This window comes from Burkholderia sp. HMSC10F09 (assembly GCF_001806955.1).
GTDB classification, from domain to species: Bacteria; Pseudomonadota; Gammaproteobacteria; order Burkholderiales; family Burkholderiaceae; genus Burkholderia; species Burkholderia multivorans.
In genome coordinates this window covers 1-597 of sequence record NZ_KV786886.1, presented here as the reverse complement: position 1 = coordinate 597, position 597 = coordinate 1, and the positions used below count along the sequence as shown (strand labels likewise).

Genomic DNA, 597 nt, shown 5'->3' with positions numbered 1-597 from the left:
CCCACCTCCACCACCGATTCTTGTTCCCTTTGGCCCAGAGATCGAGAATTTATGGATGTACCACGGCGTATAATTCATCGAACGTGAATCACCACTATTCAGCTCGACTGTCTTCGGCATCTCGACCGTAGACGACTCATCGGCATGCAGGCCAGCACATCCCGCGAGAAGCACCAGCAACACCGCCACACCAATAAATCGATTCGTTTTCATTCATCAACCTTGTATATATTGTTCAAACCGTCAACGAGCAGGAATAACTGCTTGTTTCGCGGGCACGACGTCGCGGATTGATCGCAATGTCGCTTGTGTGTCGTTTAATTGGCCACGCTCTCTCCAACGTTCGATCCACGTTCATTATTTAATCCTCCGCATCACGCCCTTCGGATACTCATAATTCCATTCTTCGTCGGGAGCGCCCTGTACCACATACGGATCGCTAGCTGCTGGTGGTCCGGCGTTGGGTGCAAGATCAGATGCATTGGGATTTCCAACTACAACCTTCACGCGATCTCCTGGGAGAAAAATCGCCCACACACCCGCTGTCTGACCGGTGATATAGGGTTCAATTCGAACATTCTCGGCCTTGTACCAACC

1 protein-coding gene and 1 pseudogene are annotated in these 597 nt (G+C 51.1%); both read right to left on the bottom strand.

All coding sequences use genetic code 11. The features are described from left to right. Nucleotides 1-213, bottom strand: a pseudogene (locus tag HMPREF3115_RS32040) (DUF3304 domain-containing protein); the annotation flags it as partial. A 144-nt stretch (nt 214-357) separates the two neighbouring features. Next, on the bottom strand, nt 358-597 hold a 240-nt coding region (locus HMPREF3115_RS31755; protein ID WP_176748767.1), incomplete at its 5' end, for a DUF3304 domain-containing protein.